The sequence below is a fragment of the Paenibacillus sp. FSL H3-0310 genome (assembly GCF_038002785.1).
GTDB classification, from domain to species: domain Bacteria; phylum Bacillota; class Bacilli; order Paenibacillales; family Paenibacillaceae; genus Paenibacillus_AQ; species Paenibacillus_AQ odorifer.
On record NZ_JBBODC010000001.1, the window covers coordinates 3927178 to 3942617 of the forward strand.

General features: G+C 43.5%; 14 protein-coding genes and 1 tRNA gene. 4 read left to right on the forward strand and 11 right to left on the reverse strand.

Annotation, left to right across the window (positions count from 1 at the left end; translation table 11 throughout):
• Positions 1-183 precede the first annotated feature (183 nt).
• Positions 184-1392, reverse strand: a complete 1209-nt coding sequence (locus MHH63_RS17840; protein ID WP_076125069.1) for a GTP-binding protein — start codon at positions 1390-1392, stop codon at positions 184-186.
• Positions 1393-1440: 48 nt separating this feature from the next.
• Positions 1441-1590 carry a 50S ribosomal protein L33 gene (rpmG, locus tag MHH63_RS17845; RefSeq protein WP_076098468.1) on the reverse strand — a complete coding sequence of 50 codons (150 nt, stop codon included), beginning with the start codon at positions 1588-1590 and terminating at the stop codon, positions 1441-1443.
• A 203-nt stretch (positions 1591-1793) separates the two neighbouring features.
• Here rpmG and MHH63_RS17850 point away from each other — a divergent pair, with 203 nt between their 5' ends.
• Genes MHH63_RS17850 through MHH63_RS17860 form a run of 3 tightly spaced genes read left to right on the forward strand, consistent with a single transcriptional unit; the run spans position 1794 to position 4734 of the window.
• Positions 1794-2822 (forward strand): CobW family GTP-binding protein, encoded by a 1029-nt coding sequence (locus MHH63_RS17850; protein WP_341171862.1) that lies wholly within the window; start codon positions 1794-1796, stop codon positions 2820-2822.
• A complete protein-coding gene (locus MHH63_RS17855; protein ID WP_076276362.1) occupies positions 2819-3808 on the forward strand; it encodes a permease in 990 nt (329 codons plus the stop codon). Before MHH63_RS17850 ends, MHH63_RS17855 begins: the two co-directional genes overlap by 4 nt.
• A 50-nt stretch (positions 3809-3858) precedes the next feature.
• Entirely contained in the window at positions 3859-4734 is an 876-nt protein-coding gene (locus tag MHH63_RS17860; protein ID WP_339190444.1) for a TIGR03943 family putative permease subunit, read from the forward strand.
• Here MHH63_RS17860 and MHH63_RS17865 read toward each other — a convergent pair.
• The 8 genes from MHH63_RS17865 to MHH63_RS17900 form a co-directional block, all read right to left on the reverse strand.
• Positions 4727-5122, reverse strand: a complete 396-nt coding sequence (locus MHH63_RS17865) for a NusG domain II-containing protein (RefSeq protein ID WP_036679457.1) — start codon at positions 5120-5122, stop codon at positions 4727-4729. The genes MHH63_RS17860 and MHH63_RS17865 overlap by 8 nt on opposite strands.
• A gap of 86 nt (positions 5123-5208) precedes the next feature.
• Positions 5209-8313 (reverse strand): PAS domain-containing hybrid sensor histidine kinase/response regulator, encoded by a 3105-nt coding sequence (locus MHH63_RS17870; protein WP_076278625.1) that lies wholly within the window; start codon positions 8311-8313, stop codon positions 5209-5211.
• A gap of 205 nt (positions 8314-8518) precedes the next feature.
• Positions 8519-9076 carry a DUF2812 domain-containing protein gene (locus MHH63_RS17875; protein ID WP_076304426.1) on the reverse strand — a complete coding sequence of 186 codons (558 nt, stop codon included), beginning with the start codon at positions 9074-9076 and terminating at the stop codon, positions 8519-8521.
• On the reverse strand, positions 9073-9402 hold the full coding sequence (locus tag MHH63_RS17880) for a PadR family transcriptional regulator (protein ID WP_076133666.1): 330 nt from the start codon (positions 9400-9402) through the stop codon (positions 9073-9075). Before MHH63_RS17880 ends, MHH63_RS17875 begins: the two co-directional genes overlap by 4 nt.
• A gap of 530 nt (positions 9403-9932) precedes the next feature.
• Positions 9933-10346: a MarR family winged helix-turn-helix transcriptional regulator gene (locus MHH63_RS17885; RefSeq protein WP_248549275.1), complete on the reverse strand. Its 414-nt coding sequence runs from the start codon at positions 10344-10346 to the stop codon at positions 9933-9935.
• Between the two features lie 186 nt (positions 10347-10532).
• Positions 10533-12221: a dihydrolipoyl dehydrogenase gene (lpdA, locus tag MHH63_RS17890; protein ID WP_341171863.1), complete on the reverse strand. Its 1689-nt coding sequence runs from the start codon at positions 12219-12221 to the stop codon at positions 10533-10535.
• A gap of 57 nt (positions 12222-12278) precedes the next feature.
• Positions 12279-12719: an OsmC family protein gene (locus MHH63_RS17895; protein WP_076125055.1), complete on the reverse strand. Its 441-nt coding sequence runs from the start codon at positions 12717-12719 to the stop codon at positions 12279-12281.
• A 173-nt stretch (positions 12720-12892) separates the two neighbouring features.
• Positions 12893-12976 (reverse strand) — tRNA-Leu (locus MHH63_RS17900).
• A 237-nt stretch (positions 12977-13213) separates the two neighbouring features.
• Between MHH63_RS17900 and MHH63_RS17905 the strand changes: the two genes are divergently transcribed.
• Positions 13214-13975, forward strand: coding sequence for a methyltransferase domain-containing protein (locus MHH63_RS17905; RefSeq protein ID WP_076280983.1), 762 nt, complete (start codon positions 13214-13216; stop codon positions 13973-13975).
• A gap of 91 nt (positions 13976-14066) precedes the next feature.
• Here the strand turns inward: MHH63_RS17905 and MHH63_RS17910 are convergent, their stop codons facing one another.
• Positions 14067-15245: a CynX/NimT family MFS transporter gene (locus tag MHH63_RS17910; protein ID WP_248549329.1), complete on the reverse strand. Its 1179-nt coding sequence runs from the start codon at positions 15243-15245 to the stop codon at positions 14067-14069.
• Positions 15246-15440 lie beyond the last annotated feature (195 nt).

Sequence of the window (15440 nt, forward strand, 5' to 3'; positions counted from 1 at the left end):
AACCCAGATTAAATCGTAAGTTTTACGATTTAACAAATTTGATAATATCGTAATCATTACGATTTGTAAACCCAAAACTGAAAATTAATCGTAATAATAACTATTAGTCCTTTTTCGAATACAACAAAAATCCGGAATCCCACCTTCTGGATTCCGGATTTCCACCGTTAATTTACTAAGTATCTATTCCTCAGCAGCCGCAAGGAGTTCTTCAACAGGCCACGGAAGTGGATTGTTGAACTTTGTCCAATCCTGCTTCAGCTCCTCCGCTGTCAGCAGACATCTGTCCAATCTGGCTTCGAGTTGTGCCTGATCTATATTTACACCGATAAATACGATTTCATTTATTCTATCGCCCCACTGCTCGTCCCATTTTGCCCGCAGCTCAGGTTCGCTTTCCAGCACCTCCAGCTGCTGATCCTTAGGCATTGTAGCCAACCAGTAACCAGCAGGTCCGAACTGAATGGAAGGTCCTGCCTGACTTACAGTAGCTGCAAGATCACCTTTTGCCGCTACCCATGCCACCCCTTTTGCCCGAACGACCTCTTCCGGCCAGTTGCTAAAGAAAAAACTTAATCTTTGCGGGTGGAACGGTGTTCTCCGGCGATAGACGAAAGAAGAAATCCCGTATTCCTCCGTCTCAGGGGTATGGGTCTCTTTATTCAGCTCGGCGATCCAACCAGAGGATAAGCTTGTTTTCTCAAAATCAAACAATCCGGTATTTAGAATTTCCTTTGGATCTACTACGCCGTTAATTGTACGGATCAGCTTAGCAGACGGCTGAAGCTTACGCAGCACAGCTTCAAGCTTATTGAGTTCATCTTCTTTCAACAGATCGCACTTATTAAGCAGCAAGACATCACAAGTTTCGATCTGATCAATAAGCAGATCCACAATATCGCGGAAATCCCCTTCTCCAGCCGTTTGGTTGCGGTCCATCAGACTATCACCTGAGGAGAAGTCATGCCAGAAACGCCCAGCATCCACAACAGTCACCATCGTGTCTAATTGAGCAAGCGAAGTCAGATCAATATCCAACTCGGGATTGGCATAGGTAAAGGTCTGTGCTACTGGTACAGGTTCGCTAATGCCTGAGGATTCAATCAGGATGTAATCAAATCGCCCTTCCGCAGCCAGTTTTTGTACTTCGACAATCAAATCATCACGAAGTGTACAACAGATGCAACCATTGGACATCTCAACCAATTTCTCTTCAGTCCTGGAAAGCGTATTTCCGGACTTCACCAGATTCGCATCCACATTCACTTCACTCATGTCATTTACAATAACAGCTACTTTAAGACCGTCACGGTTGTGCAGAATATGATTCAACAATGTTGTTTTCCCAGAGCCCAAATATCCACTGAGCACGGTAACAGGGAGCTTTTTCAACTATACCACTCCTATCGTTTATAAAATCAAGATTAAAAACATCCGCCCTTAACGGGTTTCGCGATGTAAGGTTACTCTCTTTAGGCGTGGACAATATTTTTTCATTTCCATACGCCCTGGATGATTTCGTTTATTCTTGGTAGTGGTATAGTTGCGATCTCCTGTCTCCGTACATGCCAGAGTAATGATTACTCTCATCATTTCCATCTCCTTTTGATTAAATCGTAATAATTACGATTAACACATCGTACACGGTTTATTCACAATCTGTCAACTATGATCTTGTAAAAATTTCAACTCTCTTAATTTTGTGGTCTTTCTGGTGGACAAATTACGTATAGATGGAATTATAAAAAATATGATTCTTGTAATTCCTAGAGAATCAGGCAGGAGTGGAGATCATGAAGGTACCAGTAATTATTTTGAGCGGGTTTCTGGGGAGCGGGAAGACAACTCTGCTGTTGTCCCTGCTGAAAGAGAGCAAGGTAAGAGGGCTGAATCCAGGAGTAGTAATGAATGAACTGGGCAAACGAGATGTGGACGGGTATATTTTGCAGGAGCATACCGGTACAGCTGTAACTAAACTGCTGGACGGATGCGTATGTTGTAGCCGTAAAGAGGATTTGGCAGATAGCCTGATGGTGCTGCTGAGAGGACGTCCAGATGCCATTTATATGGAGTTGACCGGCGTCGCCGATCCTGAAGAAATCGCCAAAACGTTGCAGGAAACTCCTCTACAGGATCTGGTGGAGCTGCACTATACCATCACTCTGTTAGATGCGGAAAATGCTCTGGAATATAACAGCAGACTCTCCTCTGACAAACAGCTCGTTCGGACCCTGCGTAAGCAGCTCTCCACAGCTGATCTTATTGTCGTTAATAAAAGTGATCTCGTAGAACCGGAAACCTTATGGCGAATTGAAAAGGGAGTTCGTAAACAAAATACGGAGGCTGAAATTGTATACACCCATTACAGCGAAATCAACCTGTCTCCGATATTGTCAGGAATTATCCCACGTAAAATCATAGCTCCGGCTCCACAGCGAGCGCCTCAAACCTTCAAAGGAGCATCATTGAAACAAATGCATTCAGAGCATGGGGGAACCGCTGTAAAAGAGCTGCATGAGGAGCAGCATGCTTCTTTCTCGCAGGTAACAGCCATCACGTTAACCATTCCGCAGGTAAGGACAACTATGCCTTCTAAAGAACGCCTAGAGGCCTTCTTCCAAGAATGGGGTGACAACCTATTACGTGCCAAGGGGCATATTCTTTTGTCCGAACAGGAGCCGGTTCAGCTTGTTCAATATGCGGGGATGCGTACTACCTGGGATGCCTCTCGTTATCCTGGTATGCCTTATGTAGTGTTCATCGGGATGAATATAGATGAAGAACAGCTGGCAGATCGGTGGTCCGCCTTATTCGAGTTTTGACTACCTTTTCACCATTAAAAATACTGCCGTTGCTCCTCCCGATCTCGTTCCTGATTATCATTGGTTTTGTATGGCTGCCGAATCATCTGGAACTGCTGGATAATGCGTACATCGACACCTTCAAAACCGCTTTTATCGGTATATTGCTGGAAGCCTTGCCGTTTGTATTAGCAGGAGCATTGTTATCTTCACTGCTTCGCGTCTTTATCCCGGATGAAATGATTTCCCGGTGGATTCCGCGGCGACCTCTTCCGGCCATTCTGTTCGCATGTCTGCTCGGAATTATTTTCCCGGTCTGCGAATGTGGAATGATCCCACTCGTCCGCCGACTTATCCATAAAGGTATGCCTGTTTACGTGGCTATCGTCTTTATTTTGTCCGGACCGATCCTAAATCCTGTCGTCTATGGGGCGACCATGACAGCATTTCGCAGCCACTCGGAGCTGGCCTATGCCCGTATGGGTCTGGCGTTTGTTGTAGCCTGTCTCATAGGCTTGATAATCTACGCAACGGTCAAAAAATCTCCCATCCGCCTAAATGTTCAGCGTGAAACGGGGGAAGCTCACCACAATAATTCTCGTGGGGGAAAAATAGCCGCTGTCTTCGTCCATACCTCAGATGAGTTTTTTGAGATGGGGAAATATTTAATTATCGGCTGCTTGTTAACCGCTGGTATTCAGACATTTATGGTTCAAGACAGTCTGGCCGCGATCGGAGCTAAGCCGCTGGGGTCATATTTCTTCATGATGGGACTGGCATTTGTGCTCTCGCTCTGCTCCACCTCAGATGCCTTTGTAGCTTCCACCTTCGTACATTCTTTTCCATCGGGGGCTCTGCTCGCTTTTATGGTATTCGGACCCATGCTGGATTTCAAAAATTCATTGATGTTGCTCTCACTGTTTAAGACCAAATTCGCTCTTTATTTGTTCTTTCTGATCTTCGCAAGCGTGTTTGTTGGGGCGGTATTCATGTCCTTGTGGCTGTAATTCATAGAGGTGGTAAGCTGTTGCTTACAACATGGGTAGGAGGATAGAGCATGAATGACTCTCGTAGCATCCGGTTTCACTATTTCTTAAGGGCGGTCATTCTGCTCGCTTTCGCCCTCTATATCGGGCATCTGGTACAGCAGGACGCTTTGCATTATTATGTAGCTCCTAAACTGGCACGCTGGGTTCAATTATGCCCAATCCCGCTGACACTTATGGCGCTCAGTCTGACCATACAGGCTTTATTTGGCAAAGGTAGTGTTCTCTGTGACTGCGAGCATCGGCTCCCACATTCTTTTTTCAAAAGTACAGCGCTATATGGATTATTCCTTTTTCCACTGCTGCTCGGATTTCTTCTTCCTGATCGCGCATTGGGAAGTATGGCTGCTGCTAAAAAAGGAATCTCCCTATCCTCCTTGCCCACTGAAGCTAAAAATTCCGCGAGATTCGAGTCCATTGATCCTTACCATGAAGAGCTTACCGAGCTGGCCAAGATCCTTTATGCACAACCTGTGGTCCCAGTTTATTCGGCGATTTTCTCCGAAACTTTAGGTGCGCTTGAGCTGTACAAACAACAATTTGCAGGCAAAGAAATTACTATTTCCGGCTTTTTATATCGTGATCAAGGTGAACATTCAGAGAATTCTTTTGCCATAGGTAGATTTCTGGTCCAATGCTGTACTGCCGATGCTACACCTTTTGGGATATTAGTGGATTCCGGCAAGCTAAAAAGCCTGCCTACCGATACCTGGATAGAGGTCCGGGGCAAGCTTCAAGTTGTTCCCTATAAAGGTCAAGAAATTATGCAAATTAGTGCAGAGTCTATTACACCTATCAAACAACCCGTAACACCTTACATCTACACCAGTCCTGACTCTATCACCGCATGGAAGGGGCTAGAAGGCTCAACTAAGATTACTAAATAATCGCATCTAGCTCATCCTCATCATTCTCAGACTTATTAGGATTAAATACTTCTACCATAATACGAGCTGGAATACAGATAATTTGCTGTTTGGGTCTTGAGATGAACCCCATTTCCAAAGCAATTCTTAAGGGAGCATCAGAATAGGTCATTTGGATTCCATAATCAAACACCTTTAGCGTATTGTGACCGAATTTCGTTTGAATATCTATAATTTGTTCTTCTTTAGTCAAAGAAACGGTTTTGTACTCTTTACCGTCCACCGTAATTATAGCTTTCAAATCCCCTTGCTGATACTGCTCATTGCTGCTGTCCCACCACTTCATGCCATAAATCAAGCCCGCAGCTAACAAGGCTATCACAATAATTAAAATATCCCCGCGCTTCATTGTTAGCAAGATAAGAATCCTTTCATGACAAATAATATACGTAATGATTACGATTAATATCAATATATTAATCATAACCTTATTTGTCAATGATGCTCACCTAAACGAATTTGGGCAGACCACTCTCTTAATACCCGGTCGAGCTCTTTTATCGAGATGGGTTTAGAAATGAAATCCTGCATTCCAGCACTAAGACACATCATCTTATCTTCATCTCTGGCAAAGGCTGTAGCCGCAATGATGATTGGATTCAGCCCAAGCTTCTCACGTATGATTCCTGTTGCTTCTATTCCATCCATAATAGGCATCTGAATATCCATAAATACCAGATCATAATGATTGGAAAGCACAGCCCGAACTGCTTCCTCACCATTTAAGGCGATGTCAGGAACATATCCCCTCTTTTTCAGATACGCCTGCATAAGCTGCTGATTCACAGGATGATCTTCAGCAATAAGAATGGACATCGGTCCATATTCACCGGTAGTTAACTCTTTAACAGTGGATTTATCATTTCTGACCAAATCCGTTGAGGCGTTGACGGTCAATTTCTGATCCCATTCCTCTTTGGGTAGAGAAACCTCCACTGTAAAATAAAACTCCGAGCCTTCATTCTCACAGCTATTTACACCGATAGATCCGCCAAGAAGCTCGGCCAGCTTTTTACTAATGGCAAGGCCAAGCCCTGTTCCGCCATATTTACGATTGATCGACGGATGCAATTGCGAGAAGGATTGAAATAATAGACCTTGGCTGGAAACTGGAATCCCCAACCCAGTATCTTTTACGACAAATTTCACGATAAGATTTCCGGATGCCTCTGAGGCTTCTAGCATAACAGAGATACTGATTTCACCTGTCTCCGTAAATTTCACTGCGTTCCCAACCAGATTTACGAGAATTTGACGCAATCTCGCCCCATCAGTCATGATGACGGCTGGAAGCTCAGGAGATAACTCGCTAGTAAGTAAAAGCCCTTTTTCCTTAACCTTCGGATAAAACAGTTCACAAACGTTCTGTATCACTTCATGCAAATCCACCATTTGCAGTTCAAGCGTCATCATGCCTGCTTCAATTTTGCTGAAATCCAGCACTTCATTCAGAATATGAAGCAATGCCTCTCCGCTTTTGTTAATGATCTGTGTGTAGTAGCTTTGCTCTTCATCCAGCTCCGTCCCAGATAAAAGATCAGCCATCCCAATAATACCGTTCATAGGCGTACGCAGCTCATGGCTCATGATCGCTAGGAACTCCGATTTTGCCCGGTCCGCTTCCTCGGCAGACTCCTTCGCCCGCACAATCTCCTTCTCCTCCGTGATATCACGAAAGACGACAACCGCCCCAATCCGTTCATCACCATCAAACAGTGGGGTCATTCGATATCTGACTAAAAAGCTTGAACCATCCTGCCTCCAAAACACACCCTCCCTATCTTCAATAGTGAGATTATTGGAGCGCGAAGGAAGCAGCGTCTTCTGAATTCCTGTAAAAGACTCGTTATCCAGCCAGGTTTGGTGAATCGCATGAAATTTGCTGTTTCCCCACTCAGTAGGATCGAAACCCAACATAGTAATGGCTGCTGGATTAATGAACATCGTGTTGCCTTCAAGGTTCATCCCAAATATGCCCTCAGAGACCGAATTCAAGATCAGCGCATACTCGTTACTTAATTTCTGTATTTCTTCAAAATGACGCGTACGTTCCCCAATGTCGCGGGTTACACAGACAAGCTCCTGATTCCCGCAGGTCTCAGAGTAAATATACCGCAGTGTCGTTTCTGTCCAAATACAGGTTCCGTCTTTGCAAATAAACCGGAGAATAACAGGCTCAAGCTTCTTCCCCTCCATACAATTGCTGAGATATGAAGTTAATTTGATTCTGTCCTCCGGATGTATGTAATCAATCCCTCTAGTTCCGCACATTTCTTCTGGTGCATAGCCAAACATAGTCTGGCAGATGGGTGAGGCATAAAGATAGGTAAAGCTCCCGTCCGCTGCATTACGTGAAATGAAGTCCATAGAATTTTCTGAGATCAGACGATAGTTCTGCTCACTTTCCCGCAGTTGTTCTTCCATTCGTTGACGTTCGGTGACATCCTGGGCTATCCCGCTGATCTGCAGCAGTCTTCCTTCTTCATCCGTAATCACTTCCCAGTGCGCATCCAGATATTTCAGCTCTCCATCCGCACTATGAATACGGACCGTTACTTCGCCATTAGTCCCATTCTCCATGGATTGATGTACTAACCGTTCAAGTCTGATGAAATCGTCAGGATCAATGCAAGCAAAAACACGTCTGTAATCAAAATAAGAATGATTGCTCTCATCTTCCAAAAAGCCAAAAATATTACGCATCTCTCTGGAAACCGTCAGCCGTGATTTTGTCATGTCCCATTCCCAGGATCCCATCTTCGCAAGGTGTTGCGCTTTAGCCAGCATATCCTCGTATTTCTTGCGCTGAGTAATATCGCGACCAATGGTTAATATTTGTTTAACGTTCCCCTGCTCATCACGTACCACTTGGGAAGAACTCTCTATCCACAAATAATGTCCATCTTTATGACGGGCTCTACGAGTAAATACGTCCGTATCGGAATATATCTTACCTTGTTCAATCATCTCTAGAGCATCATCTACGTGATAATACTCGGGTCTTTTGGTACCTATCATTTCTTGTGCAGAATAACCTAATAGCAGCTCCACTGAGGGAGATACGTAGTGCAGTGTCCCGTCAGGATCGCCAAAAGAAATCATATCCGGTGTATTTTTCGTAATCAAATTATATAACTGCTCATCTTCATGAATCTTTTGTTCAGCAAGTTTTCGGTCAGTGATATCCGTTAACTCAGAAATCAGGACATAGGGTTCACTGGAATTCTCCTGATAGATTAAAAATATATGTTGGGCTACCCAGATGATTTCTCCATCCTTACGCAAGAACCGCCGTTCTTTCTCCAATGCAGTCCCAGGCTCAGCTAGCAAATCGTTCAGGATAACGGAATGATCGTTATTAGTTTTATCTTCCGGATACACAAGATCCAGATAATTTATATTCAAAAGATCTTCTTCTGCATAACCAAACATTTGGCATAGCGCAGGATTCGATTGTAATAACGTCCCGTCCTTCGGAGAGACTACCGCAATCCCGATAGAAGACCGTAAGTATAGCTGTTTAAAAAGAAAATCAGACACCTGTAAGCCTCCTCTTTTGAAAATGGGGGACTATATTAACAAACTTGTAATAATTTCAGTATACCTTTTTTTCGGTAAATAAGCTTGATAGTTGAGTCCTAAATGATAGACTGGTAACTTTCGCAGTAAAACTCCGCAAAAATAAACAGCAAGTCTCCCTCTGATAAGGAAACTTGCCGTGTGTGCATGTTACAACTCTAAAGTCCTATTCTATTATCAAATTTTCCAGTTGAAGCTTCTTAATTTTCTTCCGGATAGGTGCACCAAGAATTAAAAAAGCAAAACCTAACAAAATCAACATACCGCCCATTATTACGTTTACCATACTGAGATTCTGTGATGAAAAAGAATAATTTATTACACCAATCATCACATTAAATAGGCCTAAAATCAACTCTAACCACATTACAGATTTCCATAACCTGTTGATTCGCTTATAGTGTTTTATTCTGGATTCCAGATCTGTGTAAATATCAAACGGACCTTCCACTGACTTCTTTCTAAGGTAAACCCAGCGCATGTAAGTACTCACACAATCTATACCGTTTTCCTCTAAAAACTTGAGATATTTGATGCTATCCGGATGATCCGGCAAGTTATCTAAAAGCTCAATTCTATACGTGTACTCATTATTGGGGGTCTCTGTAAACACATATTTGCACCAAGATAATTCTGATAGAGCCATCCCCTTCGCAGACATTTCATTAAGCCACTTTTCTTCCTTCTCATAATCCCAAATTAGCTTGCGAACCACATGTTTCATTTGGACTCACCTCCAGCTATTCTCTTCCCATTCGCTATCAATTCTTCCAGACGGATGATCTCTCCCTGAATCACTGACTTTCCTAAGCCGGTAATTTCGTATTCTTTTCTACGGGAACCTTGCTCCCCTTCCACTGCTTTTATCCAGCCTTTTTCCAGTAAAGTGTTAAGTGCTCCGTATAAAGTGCCCGCGCCCAGATCAACCCGACCGTTACTTAAGTCCTTCACATTCTGCATAATTGCGTATCCGTGCATTGCTGTATATAGAGACAATAAGATATAAAATACAGCTTCAGTTAATGCGCCTCTTTCTGTGCTTTCAGGCATCATTTCATCCCCATTCTATTACTGTTGTCGATATATCGGCTTACGTAATATCATTATTACGGAAGCCGATATAATTGTCAATACAAAAACACCCATTTTTTTCAATCGCAGCGATCATGAACGCAACAAAAAAACGCCTAGCACTTAGCTAGGACGGATTTGTTGGGGGGCTACTCAACAGCTAGATACTCCCACCGTGGCAACTATTCCTCCCCATTATGATGTATCGGACTGAGATGCCGCTATTTCCGAAAAATAGCGTGTTTCAGCTTACATTCGGACTCAGATGCAGCTATTCGTCTCCAAACACTCGCTTTTCACACGATTCCTTAGCAATAAGCGCTATGCAGTCCGAAACCTCTGTAAAATGTGCCAAAAATCAATAATAGCGGCCATACGGTCCGTTAGCTGACACTGTTCGTACAGATTCTAAAACTACAAAAGTCTATACAAAAAATAGGCCAGATAAGATATGTAAAAAAGGAACATACCCAACCTGACCTATTCTTTATTTTGTTCTGCATAGTTTTTTATGGTCTCTCTTTTGAGGCATTTTCAACCATAACACCTAATACATTTTTAAACGTTTGAAGATCCTGTTCGGAAATATTGGTGATCGTATCATCTTTAAACTTTTCGGCAACTGGCAGTAAATCGAGATAGATCTGTACTCCCTTATCTGACAATTCCAACTGCTTGACTCGCTTATCCGCATGGGTACCAGAGCGATGCAAGAACCCCTCAGATTCTAATTTTTGAAGCAGCCTGACTACGCTGGGCTCTTTTATAGACATTTTATCTGCTAGTTCTCTCTGGGTAATGGATTCACTAGTATAGATGTAATACATCGCAATCCATTGGCTCCGGGTCATATTATATGGCCGAAATTCCTTTTCTAAGGCTTCCGCGAATATTTTTGCACTACGGTTTGCAATAAAGGCCATACAGTCATCTAAATTAAACACTGTTTACACCAACCAATCCCAACTGTTTTATCTTAAAATAATCAACTCTTTTCTAATTTATTATAGCAAAATATATTAAGGAAGCTGAACATACTTTTCAAGTGATCACATAGTTCATTTATTTAGGCTGCAGCAGGATCCGTCTCCCGAGATACTTAGAACAACTTATCCTTGATGCAACGCCCCAATTCCTAAACCGAATGCTGCTTCATGAATTACTTCCCCAGTAGTTGGATGGGCAAAGATTGTCTGTGTAATCTGTTGTTCCGTAAGCCCATTGGCAATCGCAAGTGTAAGACTACTAATCAGAGAAGACGCATCGGGACCAATGATAGACCCTCCCACAATCTGTCCGGAGCCATTATCTTTGATTAATTTGATAAAACCTTCCGGTTCATTCATTGTCAATGCTTTTCCGTTACTTGCAAAAGATACCTTACTCACACGATAGTCCAGCCCATTCTCCTTACATTCATCTTCCAACAGCCCGACGCTGGCAATCTCTGGAGAGGTGAAAATTACATTCGGTACCGCGGAATAATGCATATCTTGGGATTCACCGAGTAAGGTGTTTACAGCCGTAATGCCCTGATGTGAAGCAACATGAGCAAGCTGAATAATGTTAGTTACATCGCCAATCGCATACACATTTTCTACATTCGTACGCATTTGTTTATCAACGGCAATACCTTTACCACGTTCATTTAGTTGAATACCTGCTTTTTCGATATCCAGACCCTCTAGGTTAGGCTCGCGTCCAATAGCGACCAATACTTTTTCACTAACTAGCAGATGCTCACCCTCACTATTCTCATAGGTTACAATCGCCTGACCATCATCCGCACGTTGGATTTTGGAAACTTTGGAGTTGGTATGAATATGAATCCCAGCCCGCTGAGCTAAACACATAATTTCTACCGAAATATCACTGTCCAGCATCGTTAGCAGACGGTCCATAAATTCTACAACATGAACTTCAACTCCTAGGTTACGGTAAATGAAGGCGAATTCCATGCCGATAACCCCACCACCGATGATAGTTATTACCTTTGGTAACTCTTCGCAGGCGAGCGCTTCAGTACTGTTCATTACAAATGGCAGATCAATTCCTGGGATGTTCACCTTGGAAATCCTCGAGCCTGTTGCCACAATGATATTTTTTGCTGAAATATGGTAACTATTTTCGCCGGTTACCTTCACTTCATGCGCCGATAGGAACGAAGCGTGGCCGCGAACAACCTGAACACCGTTTTTTTCCATTAAATAACCAACGCCGGAGACCAATTTCTCTTTGACTTCATTTTTACGACGAATAACCTGCTTCATATCCACTTGAAGATCAGATCCTGTTGTTATACCAAACAAAGAGGAGTTTTTTATTTCATGACAGATTTCAGATGATTTGACTAAAGATTTTGTAGGGATACAGCCAACATTTAAGCAGGTACCTCCTAATTCTTCTTTCTCAATCATCGCTACCTGAAGTCCTTTTTTTGCTGCATAAATAGCGGCAACGTAACCTCCTGGTCCTGCTCCAATGATAAGCAAGTCAGGGTTTATAGCATGAGTTTGTTGCACGGCGACTGCAGGTTGTGGGACAGATGATTGGACCGGAGCCTCCACCTGGATTGGATTTACTTCAAATAAGACTTGATTTGAGGCAATCTCGCCCCCCTCTTCAAATAATATATTGATAATAATACCCTCTTCTGCCGCTTCAATCGATCTGTTGCCTTTTCCAGTTTCAATCTGTACCAAGGTATCTCCTGCAGATATCTTGTCTCCGATATTTACATTTATCTTGCCTGCTTTCCCCTTTTTGCCACCTGGAATCATAGACATTTTTATTTCCATCGTTATGCTCCTCATATCCTTGAGGGGACTCATAAAGAGCCCCCTCAAGCGAATGTATTAGTGAATGACTACGCCTGCTTTTACCAGCTTCACACCGTTAGCAAGACAATCCCCAACAGGACATGTCTTCTCGATAAAGTCTGCAAAAGCATCTGCCTTTTCTTGGCTTTCGTTGGTTTTAAAATGCATAACAAAACGAATTTCTTGGAAACCATTTCTCACATCTGCAAGACCCATGAAACCATCCGGATCTAAGTCTCCTTCAAGTTCAACATAAAATTCTTCGAAGCTAAAATCGTTAGCGTCTGCAAAGGCACTAGCGACAATGGACTGACATGCACCAAAGGCACACAATAACGCCTCGACGGGATTCAAACCAACATCGGTCCCCCCCAAATCCTCTGGTTCGTCCATAATAATCTTAAAACCTCTAGAATTGGTTTCAACTTGCATTCCATTAGGCAGTTTTTTAGCTGTCGCTTTAAAAGTAGTTAACATATGTATTACCTCCTCCTTAAGATTGTGAAAATAATAACATAGTAATCGGTGAATATCAATACTTAGCTAAGTAAGTATTTTTTCGAAGAAGAACTCGAACCTGATTCAATAAAAAAAACAGGTTTCCAATCTACCTGAATAGGTAAATCAGAAACCTGTTTTTGTTGATAGGATGCGGTCAAGAGGACTCGAACCTCCACGATATTGCTACCACTGGCACCTGAAGCCAGCGCGTCTGCCAATTCCGCCATGACCGCATATTATGTAACTGGCGACCAAAACCGCCTGTACATAATACTATACTCCCTCTGCACTTAAAACGCAAGGTTTTTGTGTTTTTGAAATAGGCTTCATATAGACTCATAGGCACAACCAATCAATATTATTCAGTTTATATATTTCTATTATAAAGCCTCCTATGGTACAACAGAGATAAAGTAAGGCGCTATGACGGAGATGTCGGAATAATCGATCAATAGAAAGGATGAATACTTATGAACCAGCAGTGGAATACCCAAACCTATGATACTGATATGGCCTTTGTGTCTCAGTTTGGAGAATCATTAATTGAGCTGCTTCACCCACAGCCAGGCGAACAGATTATCGATTGGGGCTGTGGAACCGGGGATTTGGCGGCAGCCATTGCTGCTAGGGGCGCCACTGTGACAGGTATTGATGCCTCTGCCGAAATGATTCAGACAGCCCGTGACAAACATCCCCATCTAAGCTTTGTCTTAGCTGATGGGCAAACTTATGTCGCGGAACAGCCAGTCGATGCTGTGTTCAGCAACGCTGCCCTTCACTGGCTAACAGACGCAAACGGAGCGGCGGCGTCCATCGTGGCCAGCCTGCGGGTAGGCGGCCGTTTCGTGGCCGAGTTCGGTGGACTGGGTAATATTGCTTCCATCGTCGCTGGCCTTCCACAAGCTTTTGCAGCCATTGGCTGTAGTCATAAGCTGCATTTGCCCTGGTACTTTCCAAGCGTTGGCGAGTATGCAACTCTTCTAGAGAAGCACGGACTGACCGTGGACCTCGCTCTTTGTTTTGACCGGCCAACACCACTGGAAGGCTTGGAGCAAGGATTTCAGCGGTGGCTGAATACTTTTGCCGATGGAATCTTAAGTGTGCTCACACCCACCGAACGCGCAGAAGTTCTCTCTTCTATGGAACAGAAATTGAAACCCAAGCTATATCAGGACGGCCGCTGGGTAATGGATTATCGCAGAATCCGGATTGTTGCTTACAAACGAAGCTAGAATAGATAAGAAATACTTCTCATGTTCAATAGCCAAAAAAAGAGTGCACTGGCGCTTAACACGCGCTAGCACACTCTTTTTACACGGGATCCTATTTTCTATCTCCAACGTACCGATCACTGCCAGCGCCAAGTCCCACAACCATCAACAGCACACTTGCACCCAGCAGTAAAATCAATGGCACCGTCCAGCTGTTCGTTACATCATGCAGCCAGCCGAATAATGCCGGTCCCATTGCTGCCAGTACATAACCCACAGATTGGGCCATTCCTGACAGCTCCGCCGCTTCTTGCGTGCTTCTTGTTCTTAGACTGAAGAACATCATCGCAAGACCGAAGGCAAATCCTCCGGCAATACCAAAGCATACCGCCCAGACAGCCATTAAAGCGCCGCTGCCTTGCCAGATGCCACCTAATGCGATGAAATAAAGAACAGCAGTGATTATAACTAGAATACGTTGGTTCTTCATCCGGCCTGCCCACAGCGGTACGAAGAAAGTAAAGGGTAGCTGTGCCAATTGCATGAGCGAGAGAAACCAACCCGCATTACTCGACGACATTCCCCGTTCACCAAGGAGAACCGAAAACCAGGCAATAAAGACGTAATAAAGCAGTGACTGTAAGCCCATAAAGATCGTGACTTTCCAAGCAAGAGATGAACGCCACATATTTTTGCTTGAGGCTGCACTCTTAGAGCCGGTTCCTTGATTAAGCTTACGCATTTGCGGAATCCAGAACACTGTTGCTAGAGCTGCGATCATAAACCAGATGGCCAAGGTCCCTCTCCAACCGAATCCAGCATTCGTTGCCAGCGGTACACTAATACCTGAGGCAATAGCTGCGCATAAATTCATAGAAACTGTGTAGATACCTGTCATTAGCCCGATTTTGTGAGGAAACTTCCCTTTAATAAGACCTGGAAGCAGTACATTACACACGGCAATGGATAATCCAAGTATAGCAGTACCTGTGAACAACAGACCTGCTCCAGATCCCGAGCGAATTAGAATTCCCATAGCCAGCATGACCATGGCAACTAATAACACATTAGCTAAACCAAAACGGCGGGCCAGCTTTGGAGCAAACGGGGACAAGATGGCAAAAGCCAATAATGGTAAAGTAGTAATAGCTCCTGCTAGAGTATTGGATAAGCCGAGGTCATCCTGAATCAATTGTATTAATGGACCCACAGAAGTAAATGGAGCCCGCAGCGCTGCAGCGATAAAAATAATTCCCAGCACAAGTAGCCAGCGATCATATTTGCTGTCCATTAAGCTATTATTCTGAATGTGTCCTTCGCTTTGTGAAGCTTTCATCGTGTATCCTCCTAAATTACAAACAAATAACCCCGCCAAGCACAGAGCTTGTCAAGGATTTGAAATATTTTAAACACTATGAACCATCATCTACTATTCTATTAGAAGTTACAACCCTTAAGTAATTTTATACCCGAATTATTGACAAAA